This is a genomic window from Pseudomonas sp. CG7, from assembly GCF_023701885.1.
GTDB lineage: Bacteria > Pseudomonadota > Gammaproteobacteria > Pseudomonadales > Pseudomonadaceae > Aquipseudomonas > Aquipseudomonas zanjanensis.
On record NZ_JABAEE010000166.1, the window covers coordinates 1 to 2,679 of the forward strand.

The following is a 2,679-nucleotide window of genomic DNA, read 5'->3' on the forward strand; positions in this document are numbered from 1 at the left end:
AACACACTTTGCTGCATCCCCTCCCTCTCCCCCGGGTGGGAGCCAGCTGGCCCGCTATCGCGGTTCGTCCGCTCCTATGAGGTGGCTGACATACCGCTATCGCGAGCAAGCTCGCTCCCACAGGGTTGATGTATGAAGTGGTATTCAGGCCTGCCCCAGCACAAGGAGTCTGTGCGAGACTTGCCACAACAATAAAAACAGCTCCTGCGAGAGTGCCCCATGGCCGCACCTGCTCCTGCCTTGTCCCACGAGGCCATCATCCAGGCTTCCTGGTCCCGTTGCCGCGCCTTCGGCCTGAATCACCAGAGCGTGCCGGCCTTCGATCAGTTGCCCGCCCAAGGCATCGCCCACTTGCTGGAAAGCCAGCATTCGCTGGTGCAGACCACCCATCAGGAGGTCTTGCCGTATTACGAGAACATCCTCAGCAACTCCAATTGCCTGATCATGCTGGCCGACAACCAGGGCCAAGTGCTGACCTCCTGGGGCACCCAGCGCTTCATCGAGCCGAAACTGGCCCATGGCTTCAGCGCCGGGGCGAGCTGGATGGAGCGCTGCACCGGCACCAACGCCATCGGCACCGCGCTGGCCTGCGAACAGGCGGTGCACATCGAGCACGATGAACACTTCCTCAAGGCCAACCGCTTCATGACCGGCTCCGCCGCGCCGATCTTCGATGCCGAGCGCAAGGTCATCGCCGTGCTGGACGTCTCCAGCGACAGCTACCTGCCGCCGTCCCACACCCTGGGCATGGTCAAGATGATGAGCCAGACCGTGGAGAACCGGTTGATCCTCAACCTGTTTCGCGGTGAACACTTCCAACTGACGTTCAACACCGGTTTGAACAACCTCGACAGCCAGTGGGCCGGGCTGTTGATTTTCGATGAAAGCGGCCAGGTGCTCTCGGCGAATCGACGCGCGGATAACCTGCTGGGCCTGAGCTTGTCGCGGGTCAGCATCGAAAGCCTGTTCAAGGTGTCGCTGCTGGAACTGCTGAACCAACCCGACGGCCTGCCATTCGCCCTGCAAGCGTCTGGCAGCAATCGATTCCAATGTCTGCTCAGGCGCCCGAGTCAGGTGTCGATCAGGGCACGCGTGTTCACCGAAGCAACGCCTGCGCCGGCCCCCGCCAGCAACACCATCGGCCTCAACACCCTGCACTTCGGTGACAGCCGCGTGGAGAAAGCCGTGCGCCAGGCCGAGCGCTTGCTGGAGAAGGACATTCCACTGTTGATCCATGGCGAGACCGGCGTCGGCAAGGAAGTGTTCGTCAAGGCCCTGCACCAGGCCAGTTCGCGCGCCAAGCAGCCATTCATTGCCGTGAACTGCGCCGCGATCCCCGCCGAGTTGGTGGAGTCGGAATTGTTCGGTTATGAGAAAGGCGCGTTCACCGGCGCCAACCAGAAAGGCAGCATCGGCCTGATCCGCAAGGCCGACCGCGGCACGCTGTTTCTCGACGAGATTGGCGACATGCCCCTGCCGACCCAGGCCCGGCTGCTGCGGGTCTTGCAGGAACGTTGCGTGCAACCGGTGGGCAGCGCCGAGCTGTTCCCGGTGGACATCCGCATCATCTCCGCCACCAACCGCTCACTGCGCGAACAGGTGCAACTGGGGCGGTTTCGCGAAGACTTGTACTACCGCATCGGCGGCCTGACCCTGGAACTGCCGCCCTTGCGCGAACGCAGCGACAAGCAGGCCCTGTTCAAGCGCCTGTGGGAACCCCACCGCGAACCAACCCAATGGGCCGGCCTGAGCCGTGAGGTATTGGACCTGTTTGAACGCCACCCCTGGCCGGGCAACCTGCGACAGGTCAGCAGCGTGCTGCAAGTGGCCCTGGCGATGGCCGAGGAACAGCCGATCCGTCCGGAGCATTTGCCCGACGACTTTTTTGTCGACCTGGAAATGGAACCGGTGGAAACCCCTGAACCACTGACGGTGGACCTCAACGATGCCGAAGACCTGAACCGCCAGCTTCAGGCCGTGGGCGGGAATATCTCGCACCTGGCGCGCCGACTGGGGGTCAGCCGCAATACCTTGTACAAACGCCTGCGGCAGCTGGAAAGCTGATACAAAACCTGTGGGAGCAAGCCCACTCCCACAGGGGGAAATGCGCTACCCGAGAACACCTGGAAAAAAATGTGGGAGCGAGCCTGCTCGCGAAGGCGTCGGGTCAGCCAACCTCAATGCTGAATGACACCCCGCTTTCGCGCGCAGGCTCGCTCCCACAAGGAATTTGTGTGAACGCCGATTGCTTGAACACCCACGAAACCTGTGGGAGCGAGCTTGCTCGCGATAGCGTCAGTTCAACCGAGAATGGTGCCGGCTCAGTCGAACGCACCGTTGAGCACTTCATAAATGATGCCAGTGGCAATCGCCACCAGGATCAGGTCCGTGCCGACCTGCTGCCATTCATAACCGTCATAGTGCGGCAAGCGTCCCAACAGCCGGCCATCGAGCTTCTTGGCGATGCCGGGTGGCAACGGCTTGCCTCGGGCCAGGTTTTTCTGGATGCCCGGCGGCAATGCCGGGCCGGGGCTCCAATAATCGCGATAACCGCCAATCACACCCAGGATGCCGCCACGGTCGATGCTGGGGCCGTTATGCCAATCACTGCCACCGCCTTGGTTTCCCTTGCCGCCTTGGTTGCCTTTGCCGCCCTGGCCACCCTTGTCACCAGGATTC

General features: G+C 62.2%; 2 protein-coding genes. One reads left to right on the plus strand and one right to left on the minus strand.

Annotated elements, in window-relative coordinates:
• The first annotated feature begins 219 nt into the window (after window positions 1-219).
• Window positions 220-2,064 carry a sigma-54-dependent Fis family transcriptional regulator gene (locus HGO40_RS30345; RefSeq protein ID WP_250966044.1) on the plus strand — a complete coding sequence of 615 codons (1,845 nt, stop codon included), beginning with the start codon at window positions 220-222 and terminating at the stop codon, window positions 2,062-2,064.
• Between the two features lie 257 nt (window positions 2,065-2,321).
• Here the strand turns inward: HGO40_RS30345 and HGO40_RS30355 are convergent.
• On the minus strand, window positions 2,322-2,679 hold a 358-nt coding region (locus tag HGO40_RS30355), incomplete at its 5' end, for an anti-virulence regulator CigR family protein (RefSeq protein ID WP_250966045.1).